General features: G+C 67.8%; 24 protein-coding genes. 5 read left to right on the forward strand and 19 right to left on the reverse strand.

The genetic code is table 11. The annotated features are described in order from the left end of the window. The first annotated feature begins 11 nt into the window (after nucleotides 1-11). Nucleotides 12-1,565, forward strand: coding sequence for an AMP-binding protein (locus NF4_RS09560; RefSeq protein WP_063126946.1), 1,554 nt, complete (start codon nucleotides 12-14; stop codon nucleotides 1,563-1,565). A 22-nt stretch (nucleotides 1,566-1,587) separates the two neighbouring features. On the opposite strand, the gene NF4_RS09565 is transcribed toward NF4_RS09560, so the two are convergent. The 5 genes from NF4_RS09565 to NF4_RS09585 all read right to left on the reverse strand — a co-directional run bounded on the left by NF4_RS09565 (nucleotide 1,588) and on the right by NF4_RS09585 (nucleotide 5,990). Beyond that, nucleotides 1,588-1,950, reverse strand: a complete 363-nt coding sequence (locus tag NF4_RS09565; protein ID WP_063126947.1) for a cupin domain-containing protein — start codon at nucleotides 1,948-1,950, stop codon at nucleotides 1,588-1,590. Between the two features lie 241 nt (nucleotides 1,951-2,191). After that, on the reverse strand, nucleotides 2,192-3,445 hold the full coding sequence (locus NF4_RS09570; RefSeq protein ID WP_063126948.1) for an FAD-dependent oxidoreductase: 1,254 nt from the start codon (nucleotides 3,443-3,445) through the stop codon (nucleotides 2,192-2,194). 12 nt (nucleotides 3,446-3,457) lie between these two features. Continuing rightward, complete coding sequence (locus tag NF4_RS38520; RefSeq protein WP_063126949.1) at nucleotides 3,458-4,084, reverse strand: maleylpyruvate isomerase family mycothiol-dependent enzyme; 627 nt, start codon at nucleotides 4,082-4,084, stop codon at nucleotides 3,458-3,460. Then, nucleotides 4,081-4,911, reverse strand: coding sequence for a fumarylacetoacetate hydrolase family protein (locus tag NF4_RS38525; protein ID WP_063126950.1), 831 nt, complete (start codon nucleotides 4,909-4,911; stop codon nucleotides 4,081-4,083). The genes NF4_RS38520 and NF4_RS38525 overlap by 4 nt, the downstream gene beginning before the upstream one ends. Then, a complete protein-coding gene (locus tag NF4_RS09585; protein WP_084532998.1) occupies nucleotides 4,908-5,990 on the reverse strand; it encodes a cupin domain-containing protein in 1,083 nt (360 codons plus the stop codon). Before NF4_RS09585 ends, NF4_RS38525 begins: the two co-directional genes overlap by 4 nt. Nucleotides 5,991-5,995: 5 nt before the next feature. Between NF4_RS09585 and NF4_RS09590 the strand changes: the two genes are divergently transcribed. Further along, nucleotides 5,996-6,496 (forward strand): IclR family transcriptional regulator, encoded by a 501-nt coding sequence (locus NF4_RS09590; RefSeq protein WP_439956748.1) that lies wholly within the window; start codon nucleotides 5,996-5,998, stop codon nucleotides 6,494-6,496. Between the two features lie 41 nt (nucleotides 6,497-6,537). On the opposite strand, the gene NF4_RS09595 is transcribed toward NF4_RS09590, so the two are convergent. The 3 genes from NF4_RS09595 to NF4_RS09605 all read right to left on the reverse strand — a co-directional run bounded on the left by NF4_RS09595 (nucleotide 6,538) and on the right by NF4_RS09605 (nucleotide 10,691). Further along, nucleotides 6,538-7,884 carry a DUF2252 domain-containing protein gene (locus NF4_RS09595; protein WP_063126951.1) on the reverse strand — a complete coding sequence of 449 codons (1,347 nt, stop codon included), beginning with the start codon at nucleotides 7,882-7,884 and terminating at the stop codon, nucleotides 6,538-6,540. A 147-nt stretch (nucleotides 7,885-8,031) separates the two neighbouring features. Next, a complete protein-coding gene (eat, locus tag NF4_RS09600) occupies nucleotides 8,032-9,456 on the reverse strand; it encodes an ethanolamine permease (RefSeq protein ID WP_063126952.1) in 1,425 nt (474 codons plus the stop codon). Nucleotides 9,457-9,674: 218 nt separating this feature from the next. Next, nucleotides 9,675-10,691 carry an alpha/beta fold hydrolase gene (locus NF4_RS09605; protein ID WP_063126953.1) on the reverse strand — a complete coding sequence of 339 codons (1,017 nt, stop codon included), beginning with the start codon at nucleotides 10,689-10,691 and terminating at the stop codon, nucleotides 9,675-9,677. A 109-nt stretch (nucleotides 10,692-10,800) separates the two neighbouring features. Here NF4_RS09605 and NF4_RS09610 point away from each other — a divergent pair, with 109 nt between their 5' ends. Beyond that, entirely contained in the window at nucleotides 10,801-11,403 is a 603-nt protein-coding gene (locus tag NF4_RS09610) for a helix-turn-helix domain-containing protein (RefSeq protein ID WP_063126954.1), read from the forward strand. Nucleotides 11,404-11,425: 22 nt separating this feature from the next. Here the strand turns inward: NF4_RS09610 and NF4_RS09615 are convergent, their stop codons facing one another. Continuing rightward, complete coding sequence (locus NF4_RS09615; protein ID WP_063126955.1) at nucleotides 11,426-12,799, reverse strand: alpha/beta hydrolase-fold protein; 1,374 nt, start codon at nucleotides 12,797-12,799, stop codon at nucleotides 11,426-11,428. 529 nt (nucleotides 12,800-13,328) lie between these two features. Here NF4_RS09615 and NF4_RS09625 point away from each other — a divergent pair. Further along, nucleotides 13,329-13,637 (forward strand): PepSY domain-containing protein, encoded by a 309-nt coding sequence (locus NF4_RS09625; RefSeq protein ID WP_157120114.1) that lies wholly within the window; start codon nucleotides 13,329-13,331, stop codon nucleotides 13,635-13,637. 173 nt (nucleotides 13,638-13,810) lie between these two features. Here the strand turns inward: NF4_RS09625 and NF4_RS09630 are convergent, their stop codons facing one another. The 10 genes from NF4_RS09630 to NF4_RS09675 all read right to left on the reverse strand — a co-directional run bounded on the left by NF4_RS09630 (nucleotide 13,811) and on the right by NF4_RS09675 (nucleotide 23,811). Beyond that, entirely contained in the window at nucleotides 13,811-14,635 is an 825-nt protein-coding gene (locus NF4_RS09630) for a Mut7-C RNAse domain-containing protein (RefSeq protein WP_198165278.1), read from the reverse strand. Nucleotides 14,636-14,872: 237 nt separating this feature from the next. After that, nucleotides 14,873-15,790: an alpha/beta hydrolase gene (locus NF4_RS09635; RefSeq protein ID WP_063126958.1), complete on the reverse strand. Its 918-nt coding sequence runs from the start codon at nucleotides 15,788-15,790 to the stop codon at nucleotides 14,873-14,875. A gap of 220 nt (nucleotides 15,791-16,010) precedes the next feature. Continuing rightward, nucleotides 16,011-16,859, reverse strand: coding sequence for a mycofactocin-coupled SDR family oxidoreductase (locus NF4_RS09640; RefSeq protein ID WP_063126959.1), 849 nt, complete (start codon nucleotides 16,857-16,859; stop codon nucleotides 16,011-16,013). Further along, the gene (locus NF4_RS09645; protein ID WP_063126960.1) at nucleotides 16,834-18,456 is read right to left on the reverse strand and encodes a class I adenylate-forming enzyme family protein; all 1,623 of its coding nucleotides are present in this window, start codon (nucleotides 18,454-18,456) and stop codon (nucleotides 16,834-16,836) included. The genes NF4_RS09640 and NF4_RS09645 overlap by 26 nt, the downstream gene beginning before the upstream one ends. Further along, complete coding sequence (locus tag NF4_RS09650; protein WP_063126961.1) at nucleotides 18,456-19,157, reverse strand: ABC transporter ATP-binding protein; 702 nt, start codon at nucleotides 19,155-19,157, stop codon at nucleotides 18,456-18,458. Before NF4_RS09650 ends, NF4_RS09645 begins: the two co-directional genes overlap by 1 nt. Then, the gene (locus tag NF4_RS09655; protein WP_063127336.1) at nucleotides 19,154-19,939 is read right to left on the reverse strand and encodes an ABC transporter ATP-binding protein; all 786 of its coding nucleotides are present in this window, start codon (nucleotides 19,937-19,939) and stop codon (nucleotides 19,154-19,156) included. The genes NF4_RS09650 and NF4_RS09655 overlap by 4 nt, the downstream gene beginning before the upstream one ends. Before the next feature lie 5 nt (nucleotides 19,940-19,944). Beyond that, a complete protein-coding gene (locus NF4_RS09660; protein WP_063126962.1) occupies nucleotides 19,945-20,937 on the reverse strand; it encodes a branched-chain amino acid ABC transporter permease in 993 nt (330 codons plus the stop codon). Beyond that, on the reverse strand, nucleotides 20,937-21,812 hold the full coding sequence (locus NF4_RS09665) for a branched-chain amino acid ABC transporter permease (protein WP_063126963.1): 876 nt from the start codon (nucleotides 21,810-21,812) through the stop codon (nucleotides 20,937-20,939). The genes NF4_RS09660 and NF4_RS09665 overlap by 1 nt, the downstream gene beginning before the upstream one ends. Then, the gene (locus NF4_RS09670) at nucleotides 21,809-23,011 is read right to left on the reverse strand and encodes an ABC transporter substrate-binding protein (protein ID WP_063126964.1); all 1,203 of its coding nucleotides are present in this window, start codon (nucleotides 23,009-23,011) and stop codon (nucleotides 21,809-21,811) included. The genes NF4_RS09665 and NF4_RS09670 overlap by 4 nt, the downstream gene beginning before the upstream one ends. Before the next feature lie 116 nt (nucleotides 23,012-23,127). Next, nucleotides 23,128-23,811 carry a TetR/AcrR family transcriptional regulator gene (locus NF4_RS09675; RefSeq protein WP_063126965.1) on the reverse strand — a complete coding sequence of 228 codons (684 nt, stop codon included), beginning with the start codon at nucleotides 23,809-23,811 and terminating at the stop codon, nucleotides 23,128-23,130. Between the two features lie 134 nt (nucleotides 23,812-23,945). On the opposite strand from NF4_RS09675, the gene NF4_RS09680 reads away from it, so the two are divergent. Then, entirely contained in the window at nucleotides 23,946-24,374 is a 429-nt protein-coding gene (locus NF4_RS09680) for an RrF2 family transcriptional regulator (RefSeq protein WP_063126966.1), read from the forward strand. Nucleotides 24,375-24,436 lie beyond the last annotated feature (62 nt).

Genomic DNA, 24,436 nt, shown 5'->3' on the forward strand with positions numbered 1-24,436 from the left:
GTAGGAGGGCCATGTTCGTCCCGTTCAGTGTCTCCGATTTCCTCGACCGCGCCGAAACCGTGTACGGCGACCGGATCGGTATCGTCGACGAACCCGCCCAGCCCGCCCCCGGCCAGGGCTCGCCGACCTATTCCCAGGTCGCCGACCTCGCCCGTAGACAGGCCGCCCGCCTCGACGAACTGGGTATCGCAGCCGGGGACCGGGTCGCGGTGGTCAGTCACAATTCGAGCCGGCTGCTGACCTCGTTCTTCGGGGTGAGCGGATGGGGCCGGGTGCTGGTCCCGATCAACTTCCGCCTGCGCCCGGACGAGGTGCGCTACATCGTCGAGGATTCCGGGGCCCGCGCCCTGTACGTGGACCCGGAACTCGCGGACTCGCTCGGCGAGGTCGACTGCGAGCGCAAATTCGTACTGGGCGCCGATGCCGACCTCTACGCCGCCCCCGGGGCGGTGCCGCGGCCGTGGGAACCCGACGAATCCGCCACCGCCACCATCAACTACACCTCCGGGACGACCGCCCGCCCGAAGGGCGTGCAGATCACCCATCGCAGTATCTGGGTCAATGCCGTCACCTTCGGCCTGCACGCCACGATCAGCGACCGCGACGTATATCTGCACACCCTGCCGATGTTCCACGCGAACGGCTGGGGCATGCCGTTCGCGATGACCGGCGTCGGCGCCCGGCACATCGTCCTGCGCAAGATCGACGGCGCCGAGATCCTGCGCCGGGTGCGCGACCACGGTGTCACGGTGATGTGCGCGGCGCCCGCGGTCGCTGCCGCGGTGCTCGACGCCGCGCAGACCTGGGAGGGCGAGATCCCCGGACGCGACCGGGTGCGGATCATCATGGCCGGTGCACCGCCGCCGACGAAAACCGTCGCCCGCGTCGAGGAGGAACTCGGCTGGGAGTTCATCCAGATCTACGGCCTGACCGAAACCTCCCCGCTGCTGACCGTCAACCGCGCGCGGGCGGAATGGGACGACCTCGACCCGGAGACCAGGGCCGCGAAGCTGACCCGCGCCGGTGCCCCGGCCCTGGGCGTCCGGCTGCGGGCCGAGGAGCCCGAGGAGGGTTCCGGAGAGGTTCTGGCCCGGTCCAATGTGGTGATGGAGGGTTACTGGGGCCGCCCCGAGGAGAGCGCGGCGGCGCTGGCCGGCGGATGGTTCCACACCGGCGACGGTGGCGCGCTCGGCGACGACGGCTACCTGACCATCGCCGACCGCAAAAAGGACGTGATCATCACCGGCGGGGAGAACGTGTCGTCGATCGAAGTCGAGGATTGCCTGTTCTCCCATGCCGCCGTGGCCGAGGTGGCGGTGATCGCGGTGCCGAGCGAGAAGTGGGGCGAGACGATCAAAGCGCTGGTCGTGCTGACCCCGGACGCCGAAGCGAGCAACGCGACCGAAGCGGAATTGATCGCCTGGTGCAAACAGCGGCTGGCCGGCTACAAGGCGCCGACCTCGGTGGAGTTCCGGAGCGAGCTGGCCCGGACCGCGACCGGAAAACTCCAGAAGTTCAAGCTGCGCGCACCGTACTGGAGCGGCCGCAGCCGCCAGGTCAACTGATATCCGGCGGGCGGTGCGAACCTCACCGCTTGGCGTAGTCGGTGACCCCCTGCCAGTCGATCATGACGCAGGGTTCGTCGCCGACGGTCCAGGCATCGTGTCCAGGTGGGACGATCATGAAATCGCCGGGGCCGAATTCCTGTTTCTCACCGTCGTCCATGACCACCGCCAGGTGCCCCGAGACGCAGTAGCCCGTATGGGGTGCCTGGCAACTGTCGGTTCCGGCGATCGGCCGGACATGTTCCGACCAGCGCCAGCCGGGTTCGAAGACAGCCCGGCCCACGGGGCCGGCGTCGAGGTTGACCAGGTCGATTTTGCCCTTGCCTGCCTCGAATGGACGGGTTTCCTCGGGTGAATCGAAGTTCTTGCGTACCAAACCGGACATAGTTGTTCTCCTCGGTACTACGAATCCCCGTTCCGGATGGGTTGGATCCCTCCTTCGGACGCCTGCGCTGCCGATAACGGCACAGCCCGAGCGTTGAATGTGATGGGCATCACATATTACTGTCGTGGCTGTGCTGGCGGCAAGGCAGGCAGCCGCCACAGCCGTAAGAGCCGGGAGCGCGGTGGTGGGGGACGCCCGCCGGTGAATCGGTTCGAGGGCCGGACCGGGCGGCGCCGGGTGACTACGCCCGCCCGGCGGCCACCCGGTCGGCCGAGGCGAGCGGTATCGGCTCGAACATCGGGGGTTCGTCCGCGGGGAACAGCGCCGTCGGACCATAAATCCAGTCGGTGAACGAGTAGTCGCCGACTTCGCGTGCCCGCAGCAGCATATTGCGCTGCGCGCGCCGGATCCCGTCGAGATGCCAGAGTTCACCCCACACCCGAGCCGTCAGCACCACCCGCCGGCAGTGTTCCGGCCGGACCGCCTCGTACGCCGCGAGGGCCCCTGTCCAGTCGACCACGCCGTCGTCGCCCCGCAGGCGCCGCACATGCTCGGCGAGCACCCACCCGTCCTCGATCGCCATGATCGCGCCCTGCGCCATGTACTGCAGCGGCGGGTGGGCGGCGTCGCCGAGCAGCGCGATCCGTCCATCGACCCAGGTGTCGATCGGATCGCGGTCGTACATCCGCCACCACTTGTCCCGCCACAGATGCGGTAACCGATCCTGGACGAAATCGCAGGTCGCGGCGAAGGCGGTGTCGAGTTCGTCGGGAGTACCCCAGTCGTCGAGCCCGGCCACGGCCTTCGGGGATTCGAACACCGCCACCTGATTGAGCAGATCGCCGCCACGCAGCCCGTAGTGGACGAAATGGCACCGCGGACCGACGTAGACGACCACTTCGGCGAGGTCCACCGGCCGGTCCACTTCCGCGATCGGCACGGTACCGCGGTAGGCGACATAGGCCGAGGACACCGGCCGGTCGTCGGTGAGCAGTGTGCGCGCGACGGAATGCAACCCGTCGGCCGCGATCACGATATCGGCCTCGTGGACCGTACCGGCCCGAGTTGTCGCACGGGCCTTTCCATCGCCCTGGGCGTACGAGACGACGCGTTGTTCGGTACGCAGTTCGACGCCTGCGTCCCGGCACGCCTCCAGGAACAGCGCGTGCAGATCACTGCGGTGGATGACCAGATACGGGAAGCCGTACTCGCGCTCCAGATCGCGCAGGTCGAGCGAGGTCAGTTCGCTTCCGTCGACCGCGTCCCGCATCACCATCCGGTCGGGCACCACCCCGCGGGCTTTCACGGCGTCCAGCAGACCGTAGTCGTGCAGGATGCGGGTGCAGTTGGGCGCGAGCTGAATACCCGCCCCGACCTCACCGAACTGTTTCGCCTGCTCCAGGACCCGCACCTGCAGGCCGAGCCGGGACAGCGCGAAAGCGGTACTCAGCCCGCCGATGCCGCCGCCGACGATGACGACGTCAGGGGTGCTCACGATGAGCCTCCTCTACAACCAGGGGCCGAGGTCGGGGACACCGGCGAGGGAATGGGGACGACCGGCGAGGTAGGCGGCGACCTCGGGTAGCGGGCCGTCGGGGATTTCGCCGAGCCCACGTCTGCCCCGGATATCGGTGACGAGCGCGGCCAGGAATTCGTCGGGGAGGTCGGCGAAGGTGGTGCCCGTGCCGAGATCGACGGCATGGACACACACCTCGCGCGCCCGCAGCCACGGGATCTCCGTGGCCGGGACGGTCCGCCCCTGCGCGGTGACGACCTCGTTGTGCCAGTCGTCCCCGGTCAGCGCATCCATTGCGACGGACAGTGTGCGCACCGCCCTGTTCAACCAGGCCGTCAGCTCGTCCGCGGTCAGTTCCGCACCCGACTCGATATCGGCATTGCGCTGGTCGGCCGAGGAATACATCGGCGTGCGTTCGCCGGTGCGTGCCCAGTGCACCAGATTCCCGAGCGCGTCGGCATTGGCCGCGACATGTGCCACCAGATGCCTACGCGTCCACCCGGGCAGGCTGCTCGGCGCCGACATCGACCTGTCATCGAGCAGGGCGACGTGTGTGACGAACAGTCCCGTCCCGTGCTCGGCCCACTTCAGCGAGTCGGCGTGTGTCCGCCCGGTCACGAGGCGTTCACGACCTTGTTCGTGCACGCCCCCAGCCCGGCGATCCGGGTCACCACGATTTCCCCGCCGGCCAGGTAGACCTTCGGGTCCCGGGCGTGCCCGACCCCGGCCGGGGTTCCGGTGGCGATCAGGTCGCCCGGGTTCAACCGGATCACCGTCGACACGTACTGCACCAGGTGCACCGAGTCGAACAGCAGCGTCCCGGTGTCGTCGTGCTGCATGACCTGCCCGTCGACGAGCGTCTGCACCTCGAGCGCCGGCCGTACCCCGCCGACCTCGTCCGGGGTGACGACATAGGGCCCGACCGGGGTGGAGGAATCCCAGATCTTGCCCTGCGTCCATTCGATCGTGCGGAACTGCCAGTCCCGCACCGACACATCGTTCATCACGGTGAACCCCGCGATGGCGTCCGCGGCTTCGGCCTCGGCGGCCCGCCGCACCGGCTTGCCCACGACCACCACCAGCTCGACCTCCCAGTCCAGCGCGTCGGTTTCGGCCGGTTTCACGATCGGGTCGTTCGGCCCGATGAGGCTGTCGGCGAACTTCGGGAAAAGCGTCGGGTAGCCGGGCAGTTCGCGCCCCATCTCCTTGATGTGGTTGGTGTAGTTGTGCCCGACGCAGATCACCTTCGACGGGTTCGGCACCACCGCGGCGAAATCCGCGCCGGCCACCGGCCAGGTCCGGCCGGTGGCCTCGGCCGCGATCGTGGGCCAGTCGCCCCGGGCGAACAGCGCGCCGAGGTCGTCGTAGCCCAGGTCGACGAGCGTGTCACCGTCGCGGCGCACCGCGCGGGTGCCGCCGTCGACGCGCAGAGTGGCGAGTTTCATCGGGTGATCTCCTGACGGTCGAGCTGGAGCGCCTCGAAAACGGGCGCGTCCGAGAAACGGAAAAGGTCCAGGGCGCCGGAATCGGAGTCGGTGTCACCGGCTTCCGATCTGGCGGAAAAGGGTTCCCACGAGGGGACGACGAACAGGTCACCGCGGGTGACCGACCAGCTCTTGTCTCCCACGGTCACCGTGTCGGACCCATCGAACACCTGATACACCGACGACCCGGTCTCCCGGACCGGCGCGGTTTCCGAACCTCGGGTGACCCGATGGAACTCCGCCCGCATGGTCGGCAGCACATCGGTGCCGTCGTGCGGATTGGAGAACCGCACCGCCGCGTGCCCGGGTTCGACGGTCCCGCCGTATCCCTCCTTCTCCAACAGGAGCTGATCGTTCAACGCGGCATCCGTGTTCTCCCATTTGTAGGCCAGCAGCGGCGAACCCGGCGCCACCGCACCCACCGACAGCGGTCGCAGCCCGGGATGCCCCCACAGCCGCTCCGATCGCGACCGCTGCGGCGTGATCCGCTCCGCGTCGCTGATCTCCGCGCGCCCGAACTCGAAGAACTGCGACTCCATCACGTACTGGAACGGGATATCCAGCCCGTCGATCCAGGCCATCGGCTCCGCGGTCGCATTGTGGTGCGCATGCCAATTCCACCCGGCCTGCGGCAGGAAATCTCCGCGCCGCATCGGCACCGCGTCACCGTCGGCCGTGTCCCCGGTGCCACCGACCACGGTCCACACCCCCGACCCCTCCACCACGAACCGGAAGGCATGCTGGGTGTGCCGGTGCTCCGGGGCATCCTCTCCCGGCATCAGATACTGGATCGCCGCCCACAATGTCGGCGTCGCGAACGGCCGCCCACCGAGCGCCGGATTCGCCAGCGCGATCGCCCGCCGCTCACCCCCGCGGCCGACCGGCACGATATCGCCCGCCTGCGCCGCCAGCCGTAGCAGATTCTCCCACCGCCACAGATGCGGCACCGCCCGCGACCGCGGATGTGCCGGCATCAGATCACCGATCTCGGTCCACAGCGGAACCAGCAGTTCCTGCTCGAAACCCCGATACAGCTCCAGATCTGGTGGGGGAGTCGGCGAACCTGACGATCCGGGCCGGGGACACGGCGCGGTTCATAGCCAGTGTCGAGTGCCGGCAGGCGCTGCGGGTGGGGTCGAGGGAGGGGATGGTGTTTCCGGCCCATCGCACGACCGCCGGTCTGGTGCTGCTCGCGGAGCTCGGCTCAGCCGAGTTGGACGAGCTCTACGACGAAACGCGATATACGGAGCGCCCCGACGAACGGCCGGACCTGCCGAGTCTGCGCACCCAGCTCGCCAAGGTGCGCCGGGCGGGGTTCGCGCTGAACGACGGGCTCTCGGAGCGCGGGGTTGTCGCGGTCGGGGTGCCGGTGCGGGACGCGGACGGTACCGCGCTGGCGGGTCTGTCCGTATCGATGCCTTCGGTCCGCTACGACCGGAATCAGCTGCCAACTCTCGTCGCCACCCTGCACCGGGCTGCCGGTGGAATCGAAGCGAGCCGCGACGCCGACCGGGGAACAACGCCGCAGCCCGGGCGGCACGAGTAGGCGAGGCCGACTCCGCCGCCGACCCTGCACAGCGGCGGTTGTCAGACGATGGGTGTCGATCGCTCCAGTCCGGGGATCTCGCCGTTACGGAACGCATCGACGAAAAGCTCGTGGTCGGTCCGCGTGCGCAGAGCATAGGACTGGCCGAAATCCACCATAGCGCGCACGAATTCGTCCTCATCGGAGCCGATGGCCGCCATGATCGCCTCCTCGCTCTGGAAATCGACCAGTGTCTGATCGGAGTCGGCGTCGGAGACGCAGTGCATACCCGCGGTCGCGTGGCCGAGATATTCGATCACCGGTTGCATTTCCTCCGGCTCGGTGAGATCGGACCAGTCGAGATCGCTCACGTAAGGGGAGAGTTCGGAGACGATATAACCGTCCCCGCCTATCTCGGTGTAGCCGAGCCAGGGGTCGGCATGGGCCTGGAGAGCGCGCTGGGACACGGCGGTGCGGTGCCCGTGGTGCCGGAAGTAGTCCCGGATTCGTTCGTCCCGCACGACCCGGCTGGGCGCGGCGATATTCCCCTGTTTCATGGACAGGATCACATCGTTCTCCAGCGCCTCGGTCTGCCCCTCCACGAGAATGTTGTACGCGGGCAGCCCCGCCGACCCGATCCCGAATCCTTTGCGGCCGACGATATCTTTCACCTGGTAGGTGATGCTGCGGAACCGCTTGTGTGCCGGGATCGTCTCGAGGTACCGGGTGAAGGCGTCCAACACCAGGGCGCGCTCCTCTTCGTCCACACAGCGGACATCCTTGCCCGGCCGGAATCGGCGTTCGTAGTTCTCGACCATCGTGGTGCTCGCCAACAGGGCGGTGCGGGTGCTCATCCGGGCATCGAGCAGCACATCGTGCACGGGACCCGTGGTGTTCCGCAGATGCAGTTTGAAGTCCTGTTCATTCTGGGTGCCGTCGTGAAAGGCGCGTACCATGCGCACATACGAGCGCACATACGTCGCTGTCAATGCCTCGATATCGGCATCGGAGACGGCTTTGCGGCGGGCCAGCAGCGCCACGCTGGCGCAGAAACGTTTGATATCCCAGGTGAACGCGCCGAGATATGCTTCGTCGAAATCGTTGACGTCGAAGACGAATTGTCCGGCGGAATCCATATAGGTGCCGAAATTCTCCGCATGCAGGTCGCCCTGGATCCAGACCCTGCTGGTGCGCTCATCGACCCACCGATCCTCGGTGGCGGCCATATCGTTGTAGAACAGGCAGGCGGACCCGCGGTAGAAGGCGAACGGGTTGTCCGCCATTTTGCGGAACTTCTTGCGGAACGCGTCCGGGTCGGCGGCGATCATCTCGCCGAAGGCATCGGTGAAGACTTCGACGATCTCGGCCTTGCGGTCGTACGCACTGCGTTCGCTGAACCCGTTGGCCATACCCACGATCTCGACCCGGTCCTTTCGTCGTGACGTTGTTGCCGTCCTGGCGCCGGGCAACTGAGGCGTTGGATTCGATCGTGCCAGAACTCCTTTCGCGGTGCCCGTCCACGGCAAGCGGACGATGGATGGTTCGCCACCGATGGGTCAGCGGAGTTCGTCTTCCGCGGCGGCGAGCGCGGCGAACTCCTCGTCGGGAGAACCGGAGACCAGTCGCGTCCGGCTGTAGAGGGCGAAATACAGCATGAACAGCAGAAAAACGACCAGGCAGCCGAACGCCGCGGTGGAGTCCACGAGGAAGGTCGCGATCACCGACAGGACGGCGATCACCAGCGCGAAGCCGGCGGTGACGAGGCCACCGGGCGTCCGGTACGGCCTTTTCAAACCCGGTTCCCGGATCCGCAGCACGATATGACTGATCATCATGAGCACGTAACTCAGTGCCGCGCCGAACACCGCCATATTGAGCAGTGTCGCGCCGTTGCCGAAGAGCGACAGGCCGAAGCCGATGACGCCGGGCACGATCAAGGCCGGTGCCGGAGCCTTGCGTGCGTTGGTGACAGAGAGCCTACGCGGCAGGTAGCCCGCGCGTGACAACGCGAACAGTTGCCGTGAGTAGGCGAAGATGATCGAGAAGAAACTCGCGACGAGACCGGCCAACCCGATGTAGTTCACGACCGTCGCCGCGGTGCCCGAGCCCAGCGCTTCGACGAGCGGATTTCCGGATGCCTGCATCGCGGCGGCCCCGCCCACTCCGGGGACGAGAACCAGCACCACCGCCCCCGTCACGACCAGGACCGTCATCGCCGCGATGATGCCTCGTGGCACGTTGCGCGCGGGATCCCGCGCTTCCTCTGCCGCGAGCGGGACACCCTCGACGGCGAGGAAGAACCAGATGGCGAAGGGGAGCGCCGACCAGATCCCGAGGTAGCCGAACGGCAGGAACTCGCCGGCTCCCGCGGCATCCGGGTCGGGGGCGATATCGGTCAGGTTCGACACGGAGAAGCTGCCGATGCTTGCGACCGCGAAGATCACGAGACCGACGAGAGCGATCGCCGTGATGACGAACATCGCCTTCAGCGCTTCACCGACACCTGCCAGATGGATGCCCACGAAGATCGTGTACACGACGAGATACACCCACCACCCGTCGGTGATGCCGAACAGGCCGAGGGATTCGACATAGGCGCCGATGAATGTGGCGATCGCGGCCGGTGCGATCGAGTATTCGATCAGCACCGCTGTTCCGGTCGCGAACCCGCCCCATGGCCCCAGGGCCCGGCGAGCGAATGTGTAACCGCCACCCGCGGTGGGCAGGGCGGCGGACATCTCGGCCATACTCAGCACCATCGCGCCGTACATGGCCGCGATCACGACCGTGGCGACGGCCAGGCCGCCGAAGCCACCCTCGGCCAGGCCGAAGTTCCATCCGGAGTAGTCGCCGCTGATCACATAACCGACGCCGAGCCCGGCCAGCAGCACCCAACCCGCCGTTCCGGTGCGCAGTGTCCGCTTGCCGAGGTATTCCTGGTCGATCCCGGGTCCGGGTTCGCCGGGTGTGGTGACACTCATTCGATTGCTCCCTGAACGATGCTGCCCGCCCGGAAACTCATTTCCGCTGGGTCGGCACACGACGTCTGGACAGCGTGAGAGTAATGATCCGATGTTGCACCACACTTGCGTGCGTGTTTCGGGTTCCGGCGGCGCGCGCAGCGCTCGACTCCGCGGGCGCACCGCTCAGCGGGGCGATCGCCGGTACGGCAACATCTCGCAGGGCCGGGCTCGCGCCGTCACCTGTCGAGGAAGCGCAGCAGTTCCGCGGTGACGAAGCCGGGGTTCTCCTCCACGAGCCAGTGTCCTGCGTTCGGCACATCCACCGCGCGCACGATATTGCTCATAGAGGGGGCGACGGTGGCTCGGACCGGGTCGAGCTGCCCCTGGGCGGTCATGAGTAGGGCCGGTACCTGTGTCGGCGGTGCCGCGCCGGTATCGCGGACATCCTGTTCGAGAGCCCGGTACAGCTCGAAGCCGCCGGTCAGGACCTCGGGCCGACTGTACGTTCGTGCGTATTCGTCGATTTCGGCCTCGGTGAACGGGGAGCGGTCCGTGGTGCCGCCGAAGGCCGTCCCCCCGAACGAGACCTGCGGGTAGAACAGCGCCAGGTATTCGCGGACGTCGTCGCCGACGACGGCCTCGGGGACACGGCGCTGGGAATGGAAGGCGATATGCCAGCTCATCGAACGGTAGGTGGGCGCGTCGATCGCGGGCCCCGGCAGGGGCAGGTCGAGGTAGCCGAGGCGGGCGGTATCGGCCGGGAACTGGTCGGCGTACTGGAATGCCACCGCGGCACCGAAATCGTGTCCGACGACGCGGGCGTCCCGGATTCCGAGCCGATCGGCGATCAGTGTGTGGATGTAGCGCGCCAGGGTGGCTTTGTCGTAACCGGTCGGGGAGCCGGTGCTGTCACCCAGCCCGGGGAGGTCGACGGCGTAGACGGTGTGCTGCTCGGCGAGTTCGGGCATGATCTCCCACCAGCCGTACCAGGTCTGCGGCCACCCGTGGATCAGCACTACCGGTGTGCCGCTGCCTCCGGTCACGTAGTGCATGCGGACGCCGTCGATATCGGCGAATTCGTGCCGGAAGGTCTGCTCGAACTCGGGGTCGCCCCGGGTGGCGGCGGCGTACCGGGGGACGTCGGAGGCGGTGGTCGTGGCGCAGGCGGCGGTGCCGGCGGTGAGCAGGAGTGTGAGGGTGAGGGCCGCTACCGTGCGCGCGGAGAGGAGTCGGCGGAGTGCTGTGGCGATCATGGCATCGGTGTCCTGGTGGTAGGGAGCCGGCCTGTGCCGGAACGCCTTCAGCCTCACCGACGCGCTGTCGTCCTGACACGAAATCTTGCCGTTCCGGCAAGATGGCCACGTGGACCACGAAACAGGCGATGTGCTCGACGCGGTGGGGCCCCGGCTGCGTGCGCTGCGGCGCGACCGCGGCATCACCCTCGCCGAGCTCGCGGCGACCACCGGGGTATCGGAGAGCACCCTCTCCCGGCTGGAGAGCGGACAACGCCGGGCGACCCTGGAGTTGCTGCTGCCGCTGGCTCGCACCTACGACGTTCCCTTGGACGACCTCGTCGGTGCCCCGCGCACCGGTGACCCACGGATCCACCTGAAGCCGATCCGGCGGTACGGAATGATGTTCATTCCGTTGTCCCGGCGGCCGGGCGGAGTGCAGGCGTTCAAAATGATCATTCCCGCGCAGCCGAAACCGCAGGAGCCGACGCCGCAGACCCACTCGGGTTTCGAATGGCTCTACGTCCTCAACGGTCGCCTGCGGCTGGTGCTGGGCGAGCGTGACCTGACCCTGCCACCCGGGGAGGCCGCCGAATTCGACACGTCCCTGCCCCACTGGCTCGGCAGCGCCGACGGGGCCGTGGTCGAACTACTCATACTGTTTGGCCCGCAGGGGATGCGTGCACATGTGAACCCGGGCAGTTATCGGCCGGACTCCGGCGCGAGCCGGTGATCGGTTTCGAGGCGACGTGGGGTCACGCAGCGCCCGGCATCGCACTCGAGGAGGACACGGTAGCCGCCGGTCGTAGCCGCGCGAGGATGCCGTCGAGGTCGAGGGTGAACATCTCGGGCCGGAAGACGTGACCGCCGGACACCTCGTGCCATTCGTGCGGGATCCCGGCGTCGCGCAGGCGCGCGCGGAACTCCCGCTGGCCGGCCAGCACCTGGGTCTCGTTGACGCTGTCGAACCAGTTGACCGGATCCGGGCTGGTGCCGGCGACCAGGAAGATCCGTTTGTTCCGGTAGCTGTCGATCCGCTCGACCGGGTTGTCGGCGCTGACCCTGGCCTGGTTCCAGAAGGGCGCGCCGTAGATTGTGCCGCCGCCCAATTCCACTGTCGCCGAGGACAGGTTCGCCCAATGGACGACCAGGCCGAAATCGCGACGCAGACTCGCCGGGCCGGAATGGCTGCTGACCGAAGCGAAGTGGCCGTAGTACTTCGCGGTGTACTTCAACGCACCGAAGCCACCCATCGAGAACCCGGCGACCGCACGCCCGTCGTACTCGGCATAGGTGCGGAAATTCGCCTCGATCCAGGGGATCAGCTGGGCGATGTGGAACGTCTCCCAGTTGCGCGGGCCGACGAACGAGCTGACCGGGTTGGAATACCAGCCCGCGCGCCCGCCGTCGGGCATCACGACGATGATCGGCTTTCCGGCGGTCAGGTCGCGGATGCCCAGGAAATCGAACTGACGGAAATCCTCGCCGCCGCCATGGAGGAGGTAGAGGACGGGATAGGTGCGTCCGCTGGTCAGGTAGTCGTCGGGAAGCAGGACGTTGACCCCGGGGTTCCAGCCGATCGCGCTGGTCTGGAACCGGTAGTACCACATACGAGGGTCGCTCTCGTTGCGGTCCACGATCGTGAGCCCGAATCCGTCGCTGCGTCCGACGAACAACACCAGGACATCGCCGGCGGCGATGACCTCGGGATCGTCCAGGCCGTTGACGGTGGCGATCAGTGGGGAAAACGAGGCGTCGCCGTAGAAACGTGACGCCAACTCCGAGACCGTGTCTCCGGCGAGGACCTTGTATCTCGTCAGGTCGGGAATGATGAGCTGTTGTCCCGCTTCGATGGTGTCGGGGTCGGTGATCGCGCTGGCGGTGGCGATCAGTCGGTGTAGTCCGGCGTCGCCGTAGAAGCGTAATGCCAAGGCCGCCAACGTATCCCCGGAGGCAACCTCGTACCTGGTGAAGTCGGGGATGATCAATTGTTGCCCGACATCGATGGTGTCGGGGTCGGCGATCGCGCCGGCGGTGGCGATCAGTCGGTGTAGTCCGGCGTCGCCGTAGAAGCGCAATGCCAAGGCCGGCAACGTTTCCCCTGCGACTACCGTGTGTGTTCTGACCATTTGAATCACCCCTTCAATAGCAGATTGCTCTAGTGTCCAACGTGGGTAATTCGTTGTCCAGTAGTTCAGAAGAACTGGTTGTTCAGCGAAGACGTTGCCCTATGGCGAGATTCGGCGGCGAGTTGAGCGATGATCGGAATGTCGATCCGTGTGACCTTATACACTCCAGACATCGAGATTTTGCCCATCTTCCATACGACCCCCGAAAGCCGCGCCGGGCCGCGGCGCCAACCCAATGCCGGGCTCACGGTTGTGACCGGGTTCCGCGGCGTGGTCCGGACCGGTGTTCGGACAGACGACGCCCGCCGCTGTCGCATCCTCGGCCACCGGCCACCGGCCACCGGCCACCCCGGCCCGCGGTATGCGCCCGCTTCCCTGGATCGGGTTGCACGCCGAGACGCGGACGATGCGTAGGCCGTCCCAGAGTGGGTAACTCGGCAGGCGCAGTACGTCCTACCAGCGCAAACGACGCAATATGCGGTAACCGCAGTATCGCGGATCCAGCTACCGATATATCGAGGAGGACTCAGTGATGTACACGATCGGTCACCACAGCGGCGGGGTACGCCGGTTGTGGGCAGGCGCAGTGCTCGCCGTAATTCTTGTCGGGGGTGGGTCCGCCGCGGCGACCGCGCAGCCGGTGCCCGAGGACCAGCAGTCGCTGGAGGCGGCGCTGCAGGCGCTGATGGGGGCGACGGTCGAATCCGTCGAGGTCGACCTGTCCAGCGGTGCCCCCGAGTTGGAGGTCGACATGCGAACCCGTGACGGCGCCGGCTACGAGGTGACGGTCGATATGAGCACCGCCACGGTGCTGTCCGTCGAACCGGACGACGACTGAGCCGGGACCCGGCGCCGCCGGTCGGCGGACCGCTCTGCTGGTGCCGCCGAAACGCCGCGCCGGGTCGAACGGAGGACGAATCCACGACCGGGAAACAGGTTCGGGGTGGGCGCCCGGGCAGTGCCGGTGCGCATCGGCCATCTGCCGAGCCAGTGCGAAGGCCGAGTCGTCGGTCACCGTGGGGTGCCCGGAACTCGGGCGTCCTCCGGTGGAGGTGTGCGCCGGATCTTCGACATGATCCGGGCAACGAGTTCGTCGAGGCGGTCCTGGTGGGCACCCGCCCAGTAGACCCGGGTGCAGCCGGTGCATCGGCGGAAGGTGTCGTGATAGCGGCGGGTGAGGGGAGGTAGCCGGTCGATCACGTCGGCTTTCGCTACGTCTGCCAGGGATGCGCCGCAGCGGAGGCAGCGGGTGAGTGGGGCCAGGCAGTTGGCCAGGTCGAGGCGGTCGATCACCTCCACCACCTGATCGATCGGAAGGTCGGCGCGCACGAAGAGGCCGTGGGAGACGATACGGCGGGCGAGCAGACCGCGGTCCCGGGTGAGCAGGATGCGGTGGTCATTCATGGCGATCTCGGCGAGCTGCGGGTCTTCGGCGTCGAATTCACAGCGGACGTCGAGACCCATCAGCCGTAACAGTCGAGCGGCGCCCCCGAGATTGACGTCGACGAGTAGGCGCGGTTCACGCAGCGGGTGCGGGCGCACCCGGGTCAGTGCGGCGATATCGAGGCTCTCGAACACCGGGTAGACGGCGAGCCGATCGCCGGCGTCCGGACGGTGCCGGAAGTCGACCGATTCACCGTTCACCAGCAGAAGGTCGATTTCGGTGTGCGGGATACCGGCCGCCTCGACGATGTCCTTCACGGTCTGATGGGGACGTACCGGGCGCTGAAGTACCGAGAACCGGGACCGCGGGGGTAGGAAGTCGTTCAGCTCGGCGTAGACACGTAACTCGAGGCTGTCGTGTCCTTCGACGATATCGCCGGTGTACGTCTCCATGATCGAACTCCGTACGGGAATCCACGCCACTCGAAACCGTGTGCGACCCCGCAGTCTACTCACGGATTCCGGCTCTGCTTCTCAGCGGGAGGGCGCCGGCCCGGCGAGCTTCGCGGGGGCTGTGCCGGGGCGACGCCGACCCGGTGCGCCGGACGTCGGAGTCCGCTCGTGATTCGAGCCGGGGAGTTCGACCCTCATCAGGCGTCCGACCGAATCGCGGACGCCTGATGAGTACCGTCAGTGGGCCCCGAGTACGTCCAGGATCATCGGGCGGGCGGTGGCGAGTGCCCGACCCCAGTAGGGCCAGGTGTGGGTGCCGTCGACGATGTCGATACGGGCCGGGATACCCAGCGCCGCGACCCGGTCGCGGAAGATCTGCGTGCCCACCGCGGCTGTCGCCTCCAGCCCCATGGCGTTCACCGTGTTGCCGACCCCGTACGGCACATCGGGAGCCCCGGGACTACCGTTGCCGGCCGAGACGTACATCGGCAGGCCGCGCAGGAGTTCGGCTTGCACGGTCGGATCGTTGCGGGTCCAGGCCGGGTCACCGACCGGCCCCCACATATCGTCCACGTTGAACCGGCCCTCGTCCCACAGCGCGGCGCGGACCGCTTCGTTCCACATCGGGAAAGTCGGGTTCAGGAATCCGGAGAAGGATCCGGCGAACTTGAACTGGTCACGGTGGTGCGCGGCCAATGTCAGCGCGGCCCCGCCGCCCATGGAGGCGCCCACGATGGCCTTGTTGGTCCGCGACACCCCGTATCCGGCGAGGAAGGCGGGCAATTCACGGGTGAGGAAGGTTTCCCACTTGTACGTTTCCGCCTGGCCGTTGGTCCCGCTGGGCCGGTACCAGTCGGTGTAGAAACTGGAACGGCCGCCGACCGGGAAGACCAGGGTGACATTGTCGCCCGCGAACTGCCGCAGGGCGTCGGTATCACTGGTCCACTGACTGTGGTCGGCCGGCGCGCGGAGGCCGTCGAGAACGTAGAGCGCCGCACTGCCACCGCGCGCCGCCCACTGCACCTGGACCTTGATCGGTCCCATGCCGGAGGGTACGAAGAGTTCTTCGTACCCACCCGCCGGGGCCCGCAGCACCGGAGTGCCCAACGGGGACGCGCTGACCACTGCCCCGCCCACCCAGGTGGTCAGGACCATCGACGCAACAACCGCAGCGACTCTCCGCAGCCGCTTCCGCACCACCCACCGACTCCTTGTACGCACCCGCTACTCCTCAATGGTCTCGGATACCGGTCGGGTGAGCACGCTACCGAAGCAACCCGGATTCACCCGCGCGCCGCACAGGCGTCTCGCGGATTTTTCCCCTTTCGCGCCGAACAAGGTCCTTCGGAGCGTGCACCTCGCGAACCCGCAGGTCTCACGGCATCCGGGCAGTTCCACCCAACCCGACGTCGAGCACCGTTCCGGTGACATAGCGCCCGGTCTCGCCGACGAGATGGCCGACGGCGTCGGCGATCGCTTCGGGCGGGCACCACGGGATCCGCATGGGGCTCATCCGCGCGTACCGCTCTTCGACGTCGTGGCGGGAGGGATTGTCGAGATCGGGGGCGAACAGGGAGTACAGGGCCGGATTGTGGAGCATCGGGGTGTCCACATTCGTGGGACATACGACATTCGCGGTGATACCGCTTTCCGCGTATTCGAGGGCGACGGATTTGACGAGCCCGATCACGCCCCATTTCGACGCCGAATAATGCGCGAGGTTCGGGGTGCCCTGCCGGCCGCTCATCGAGGAGATGGCGACGATCCGGCCCCAGCCGGTGGTCATATGGGGGAGTGCCGCCCGGATGCAGTGGAAGGTGCCGGTCAGGTTGGTGGCGAGCATATCGGCCCACATGCGGTCGGAGAGTTCGGTGACCGGCGCGAATCCGACGATGCCCGCGGCGGTGACGAGAATGTCGATACTGCCGGTCCGGGCGGCGACGGTCCCGGCGAACGCGGTGACAGCGGCGGAGTCGCGGACGTCGAGCAAGCCGGTGTGGCAGGCGCCGCCGTCCGCTTCGATCAGCCGCGCTGTTTCGGTCAGGTCGTCCTCGGTGGCCAGCGGATAGGGGGCGGTATCGCCGGGTGCGCAGAGGTCCGCGAGCCATACGGTGGCACCACGCCGGGCCAGTGCCCGGCCGATGGCTCGTCCCTGCCCCCGTGCGGCACCGGTGACGATCGCCGTGCGCCCGCCGAGGTCACCGCTGGTTGCGTCGTCCGTCATCGTCATCTCCCGCACTCGTCTCGACCAACTGCTCGACCTGCGCTTTGGCGATCTTCCCGCCCGGCGCCAACGGCATGCTCTCCAGCACGCGCAGCCGTTCCGGCAGGTACTCCCGGGTGATGCCCTGTGCGCGCAGCCAGGCGTTGAGGTCGGCGAGCGACAGCTGATCGGTCCCCGGAACCAAGGTCACCGCCGCGCACAGCCGCTCCCCGAACAGCGGATCGGGTACGCCGACCGCGGCGACCATTTCCACCGCGGGATGTTCACGAATGAAATCCTCCACTTCCAGGGCGGAGATGTTCTTGCCGCCGCGGATGATCAGGTCGGCCAGACGGCCCACCACGCGCAGCCGGTCGGAATCGTCGACTTCGACGATATCGCCGAGCCGGATCCAGCCGTCGTCGGTGAAGAGTTCGGCGTTGGCGGCGTCGTCGTTCCAGTAACCGGGGGACATGAGTGGCCCGCGGACCGCCGGTTGCCCACGCCGGACACCCGGACCTCGGGTGCCACCCTCGAGGATGCGGACGTTCATCGCCTCGATGAGCCGGCCACCGGTGCCGAGCCGGGTTTCCTCGTCGTCATGGACGGTCGTGGCGCTCGCCGCGCCGGTTTCGTTGGAGCCGTAGAACTGAAGTACCAGCGCGCCGGTGGTTTCTTCGAAACGCCGCGCTTCGGCGTAGGGCACGGCCTCACCGCCGGTGAACATGATTCGCAGCGCGTCGGCCCGGGACACCGCTCGGTCCGGGGTCTGCAGCATCATCCGGAACTGGGTGCTCACACAGGCGAGGATCGTGGCGCGGTACTCGGCCATCAGATCGATCGCGACCGCCGGATCGAAGCGGTGCATCACCAACGCCGGGCGGCCGAGGAGCGCGGGCAGGAAATGCGAGGTCCACAGCCCGAATCCGAAGGGCGCGGGCACGAACGCGGCGACGATCTCCCGGGCGTCCATCTGCGCGTTCCGGCAGGCGATCGCGGCGAACGCACTCCATCGTCGCTGGGTCTGCATGACGAGCTTCGGCCGGCCCGTGGTGCCGGAGGTGCTGTTGAGCAGGCATACATCGTCCACCGAGAATTCCCGGACCGGCGCCGGGCGGCCCGCGTGCTCCACGGTGCCGTCGGTGCCGACCTGTAGCCCGTCGACGATCACCAGGTGCGCCGGGGCCGTGTGGCGCGCCCGCAGTTCTTCCGACAGGTCCGATACGGGGACACCCCGGTTCTCGCGGGCGGTGACGAGCACGGTGGACCCCGAGGCCGACATCAGATGCGCGACTTCCGCCGGGCCGGACCGGGCCCCGACGGCGACCGCGAGGATCCCCGCGCGGTAGGCGCCGACGAGCGTGGCGTGGAATTCCATGGTGTCGGGCAGATACACCGCGACCGCGGGAATCTCTCCGAGCGAGAGCAGTGCCGCGCAGACCCGGTCGGCGAGGCGATCGTAGTCGGCCCAGGTGGTGGTCCCGGCCAGGCTGATATAGGCGGGTTCGTCCGCGCGGGTGCGGGCCCAATGGCGGACCAGATCGCCGACGGCGTAGCCGGTGTACGCCTCCGGGTCCACTGTGAATCCGGGGAGATCGGCCAGGGGCACGTGTTCCATTACAGAGCTTCCTCGAGCATCCCCATGGCGGCTCGGTAGGCGGTGTCGAGTTCGTCGGTGTCGTCCTGCGGCGCGGAGAGGGAGCCCCGGATCATGACGTATCCGCGGTCGACGATCCGGGACACCCGGTACAGTGCCGGCTCGGCGACGAGCACGGTGATTCCCGAATCCGCCAGGCCGCGAACGTGGTCGAGCAGTTCCCCGGCGATCTTGGGGGAAAGTCCGGTGGTCATCTCGTCGAGCAGTAGCGCGCGCGGCCGCACCAGCAGGGCCCGGGCGAGCAGCAGCATCTGTTGCTCCCCGCCGGAGAGGACCCCGGCGAGCTGTTTCGACCGCGTCCGCAGGATCGGGAAGCGTTCGAATGCCGTATCGAGCACGTTGTTGCGAGCGCCCAGCAGCCGCGCCCCGATCTCCAGGTTCTCCCGAACCGTCAGGCGCGGGAACAGTTGCCGCCCCTGCGGGACGAACGCGATTCCGGCGCGCAGCCTCTTCTGGGCGGGCTCCCCGCTGAGGTCGTTGTCGTCGACGAGGACGGTTCCGGTCGCCGGTGTACTGCCGAACAGCGCGGACAGCAGGCTCGATTTACCGGCACCGTTCGGCCCGACCACCGCTGTGACCTCCCCGGACCGCGCCTCGAGCGCTGTCTCGCGGACCGCGACGGCCTTTCCGTAACGGACGCCGACTCCGCGGGCGGTGATCATCGGGCCTCCTGAGTGGTTCCGAAGTACACGGAGCGCATCTCGGCACTGCGCATACAGTCCTGCGGGTTGCCGGTGAACGCCACGGCACCCTCGGCCAGCAGCACCACCGAGTCGGCGAGTTCGGCGATCAGGTCGACATTGTGATCCACCAGGACCACCGAATGTCCCGCGGCACGCACCTGCCGGACCGCGTGGGAGATCGCCGCGATCCCGTCGGTATCGGATCCGGCGAAGGGCTCGTCCAGCAGCAGCACCCGGGGGCGCGCGGCCATGGCGCGGGCGATTTCGACGAGCCGCTGGGAGCCCAGGCCGAGGCTGCCCGTCGGTACGCGTTCGGTGGTGACGCCGTATTCCGCGGCAACGGCCGCCGCGGTGTCGAGTACCGGCCGGGGTGTGCCCGCGAGCCCGCGCAGGAACGCGCGCACCGATGCCCCGTAGGAACCGATGGACCGGCCGACGATCCCGGGCACGATGTTCTCGACCGGGGTCAGTTCCAGGGCCAGCTGCGGGTGCTGGAACGTCCGGGCCAGTCCTGCTCGCGCACGGGCCGCGGGCCCGGCGGACAGGGCACGGCCGTCCACGTGCACTGTTCCCGCGTCGGCGGATTGAGTGCCCACGATGCAGTCGACCAGGGTGGTCTTTCCGGCGCCGTTGGGGCCGACCAGGCCGAGGACGCTGCCGGCCGGCAGGTCGAAACTCACCTGGTCCACCGCGGTGACGCCACCGTAGTGCTTGGTCAAGCCCCGCACCGACAGCAGGGACGCGGGTTCGGCGGGTGCCATCACTGTCACCTCCTGTCCTGATTCCGGGACGGTACGAGCCGTTCGAAGGCCCGCTGGGTCCAGCCGATGACGCCGCCGGGGGCGAGTAAGAGGATGACCAGCACGACCACCGCCAGCAGCAGTTCGCCCGACCCCTGATAGCCGGGCATGTTCAGGCTGACGCCGACGACGATCAGCGCCCCGAGCGGAGCGCCCCAGGCCGATCCGCGGCCACCGATGATCGGCATGAAGATGGCGAGGAACACCAGGTCCAGGCCGAAGGTTTCCGGGGTCACCGCCTGCACCGAGGCGGTGAACAGAGCGCCTCCGGTGGAGGCGATCGCCGCGCCGGAGGCCAGGGCGACCACGGTCAGATGAGTGGGCGAGATACCGGTGGACTGCACCGCGGGTGCGTTCTCGCGCGCGGCGGACAACGCGAGGCCCCAGGCCGATCGGCGCAGGCGGTCGATGAACACCGCGACCACGCACACGAACGCGATCGCGGCCACCACCTGGGCATAGCGCGGGGGGTCCCAGCCGAACAGCGCGGGCACCGGAATACCGGAGATCCCCGACGCTCCGCCGGTGATCGTGGTGGCGTCGCCCAGCCAATGCTCGAACGCGATGGCGAACAGCAAGGTCACGGCGGCGAGGTAGAACCCGGACAGCTTCCTGGTCGCGACCGCGAGGACGAGAGCGACGGCGGCGGCGATCACCATGCCCGCGAGCCAGCCCCACCACGGCGACAACCCCTGTTTCACCGAGAGGTAGGCCACCGCGTACGCGCCGATGGCCGCATAGGCGCTGTACGCCATGGACAGCGAGCCGGCCAGCACGAAGGGCAGGTACATGCCCAGCGCCACCAGCGCGTAGGTGGCGGCCAGGAAGACGAGATCCTGCCGGTACAGGCTCGGCCCCATCCACAGCAGCACCACGGCGACGACGGCGAGACATACGCCGAGTTCCCCGAGTACGGTCCGCGCGGCGGGTTTGGTGGTCGCGATCGCGGAAACGGCCATCACACACGCACCTTTCGTTGGAACAGTCCTTCGGGGCGGAACGCGAAGAACACGAGGGCGACGAGGAAGATGGCGATCGAACTGCCGGTGGCGCCGAAATAGAAACTGCCGAAAACCTGGACCCAGCCCAGTGCCAGCCCGCCGGCCAACGGTGCCCACGGTTTCCCGGTGCCGCCGACGACCAGTGCGAGGAAACCCGTGAGCGTCCAGGACAATCCGCTGGTGAACTGGGCACCCGATTTCGCCGCGAAGACCACTCCCGCGATCCCGGCGATCGCGCCGGAGAGCCCGAACGCCCACCACCGCACCCGGGTGACGTTCACGCCGATCATCCGGGCCGCGTCGTGATTGTCGCCCACCGCGCGCAGCAATTGACCGGTGGTCGTACTGCGTAGCCACACAACTGTGGCCACCAGGACCACCGCGGTGACCAGGATGATGGTCGCCGTCGTGCCCTGTACCGAGACCGGTCCCAGGTGGAAATCCGGCAGCGGCAACAGGTTCGCGACCGAGACCGGGGTCCGGCCGAAGATCGTGCCCGCCAGTTGCTGAATGGCGAACAGCGTCGCAGTGACCGCGACCAGGGCCGGAAGTTCGGCACCGCCGGACCGCCGTTGCACCGGCCGGACCACCACGATGTCGGTCACCAGCGATATCGCCACGGCCGCGACGACTCCCAGTGCCGCGCCGGCAATGACCGGTACACCCCACTGAGCGGACGCGTATCCGGCCAGCAGGCCCGCGGCCATCGCGTACGGTCCCGCGGCGAAGTTGAAGAACGACGCACCCACCACGACCAGGTAGATCGACAACGCGACGAGCGCGAAGAAACAACCGATCTCGGCCCCGGCCAGCCACAACTGTGGATCACTCATCGATCGGATCCCTTCGGTGCGCACTCCGGCTGGTACTCGGCCCAGGGGCCGGTCGGGGTGTTGTCGGCACCGAATTCGATGAGCACCAGCCCGCAGGCCGAATCCGGGGCGATATGGTCGTCCGGCGCGAACGACAGGGTCAGCGGCGCCTGGCCGAAACTTGCCGGAATACCACGGACCTGCTGCAGGGCCTGGTTGAGACGTTGCCGATCGGTATGGGTTCCGGCGAGTTCGATCGCCCGCGCGAGCAGCATCACCGAGTCGTAGGCCTGGGCGTCGTACGCGGTGAGGGAGTAATTCGGTCCCTTGACCGTGCGCAGCCAGTTCTGTAGTTCGGTGGTCCGCGGATTGTCGTCGCTCAGGCTGCCCATATAGACGAGGCCGTCGAGGGAACCGGGCGCGGCGAGCTTCCACGACTGCGGCTGGTTTCCGATCGACGCCAGCGAGAACCGTTGCAGTCCGGGCGCCAGCCGATGCACCGTGTTCTGCGCGAGCAGTTCGAAGTTCCCGCCGACGCTGGCGACCAATACGACGTCGGGGTCGCTGTCGAGGAGCCGGCTCACCCCGGCGGTGAGATCGGCGGCGTCGACGGCCGCCTTCTGGGTGCCGACGATATCGATGCACGCGCGCAGCTTCGGGTGGAGCGTAGCGAGGATGCCCGCGATCGCCGGACTCGAATCGGCGAGCACACCGAGCCGCTTCCTGCCCTGCGCGGCGAAGGCTCCGCAGTAGACATCGGCGTACTGGGCCAGCGGATTGGGGACCATATAGGCGAACTCGTTACCGGGCGGACCGGCGACCGCGTCGGTCAGCGCGGTGGGCGCGAGGGTGACGACCTCGGTGGATTGCGAGATCTGTTTGGCCTGGAGTGCCGATCCGCTCCCGGTCGCCAGGATGACGGCGGACGCGCCCTGGTCGACCAGTTTGCGAATGATGGACGGGGTATTGGTCGGGCTGCTCTCGTCGTTCTCCACCACCAGCCGGACCTCTTTGCCGCCGATCCCGCCCTGGGCATTGAGTCGATCCACCGTGGCACGGACGGTGTCGCCGGCGATCGTCGAATAGGACGCGCCCGGCCCGGTCGAATCCTCGTCCATGCCGATGACGATGTAATCGTCCACCGGTTCACGGACCTGAGCACATCCCACCGGCAGCAGCGCCGCGGCCAGTACCCAGGAAAGAATCCGGGTACGTCTCATGAGACCACCACCAATCAAGCATGTGCTTGGCCGTAGCCAAGCAATTGCTTGAGAGTGTGTCCTGCGCCACTGCCTCTGTCAACGGGTTGTCGCGAAAGGGGGCAGCCGAAAACGGGTTACGACTCGTCGACCAGGTGTTTCGACAGGTCCTCCAGTCGGCGCTCGATACGGTCGAGCCGATCGATGATCACCGCGGCGTCGCTCGCCGGGGCGCCGGACGCGCGGATCCCCGGCGCGGCGCCGCCGTCGACGAACGCGGCCACCACGGTGTCGGTCACCTCGGCGCGGCGCTGCGACAGATGTTCCCGGTGGTAGCGGATCGACCACCAGACACCCTCGCGCAGCATCCGCGCGAACTCGACCGGGTCGAGCCCGGCGCGTAGTTCCCCGCAGGCGCTGGCCCGGGTCGCGGCGTCGATCCAGAATGTATGCGCCTCCCGGACCGCGTGCGCGATCTCCGTGGGCGCGCCCGGTCCGTGGTACGCCTTCTCGTTCTGATAGATCTCGGTCGCGTACGGATGCGCCTCGGCGATCTCGATCGAGGAATAGACCAGGGCGCGCAACTCCTCCCGCATCCCGTTCACGTGCGGAAGTACGGATCGGTAGCGGGCATTCAGGTCGGTCAGGAAATCGTCCAGGATCGCGAACGCGATCGCGTCCTTGGAGGGGAAATGATGGTAGAGGCTCCCGGACAACATCCCGACACCCTCGGCGATATCCCGGACGCTGGTTCCCGCTACTCCGCGCTCGACGAAAAGCCCGGCAGCGACGCGTTTGATCTGGTCTCGGCGGCTCACCACCCGCCCATGCTTACCGTCGATGACAACGCCTGTCGAGCGGCCGTGCGCGCGGGGCGGTGTCGCGTGCGAGGAGGGTGGCACACGGAGACGGTGCCGAACCCGTGAACCCGAGTACATCCCAACCGGGTCGAGCTGTGCAACTGTCCCGGTTCGCCGATCTCGGTCTGCGCACGATGATGCGCCTCGCGGTGAGCGGGGCCGCATCCGAGCGGGTGACCGTCAAACTCATTGCCCGGCAGGTCAACGCCTCCGAGCACTATGTGGCGAAGGCGGTGAGCAGGCTCGCCGAACTCGGTCTGGTGGCGGCGCATCGCGGCCGCACCGCCACGGTCGGGCAGATCGTGCGCGGTCTCGAGGGTGAGGCTCGAGTGGTGGAGTGCGGTGGGGATACGCCGTGCCCGCTGGTGCCGGCCTGCCGCTTGCGGCACATGCTGGGTGCGGCGCAGGAGACGTTCTATCGCGAACTGGACAACTACACCCTGAGTGACCTGGTGGACAAGCGAACTGTGGAACTACTGCACGTCCCGGTCGTCCCGGTCGTCCCGGTCGTCCCGGCCCGCTGACCGCCGGCCGTGCATCCGGTCGGCGGTCGGCGGTTCGACTGTCCGAAAGCCGGTCGAAGAAG

Source organism: Nocardia fusca NBRC 14340 (assembly GCF_001618425.1).
Taxonomy (GTDB): Bacteria; Actinomycetota; Actinomycetes; order Mycobacteriales; family Mycobacteriaceae; genus Nocardia; species Nocardia fusca.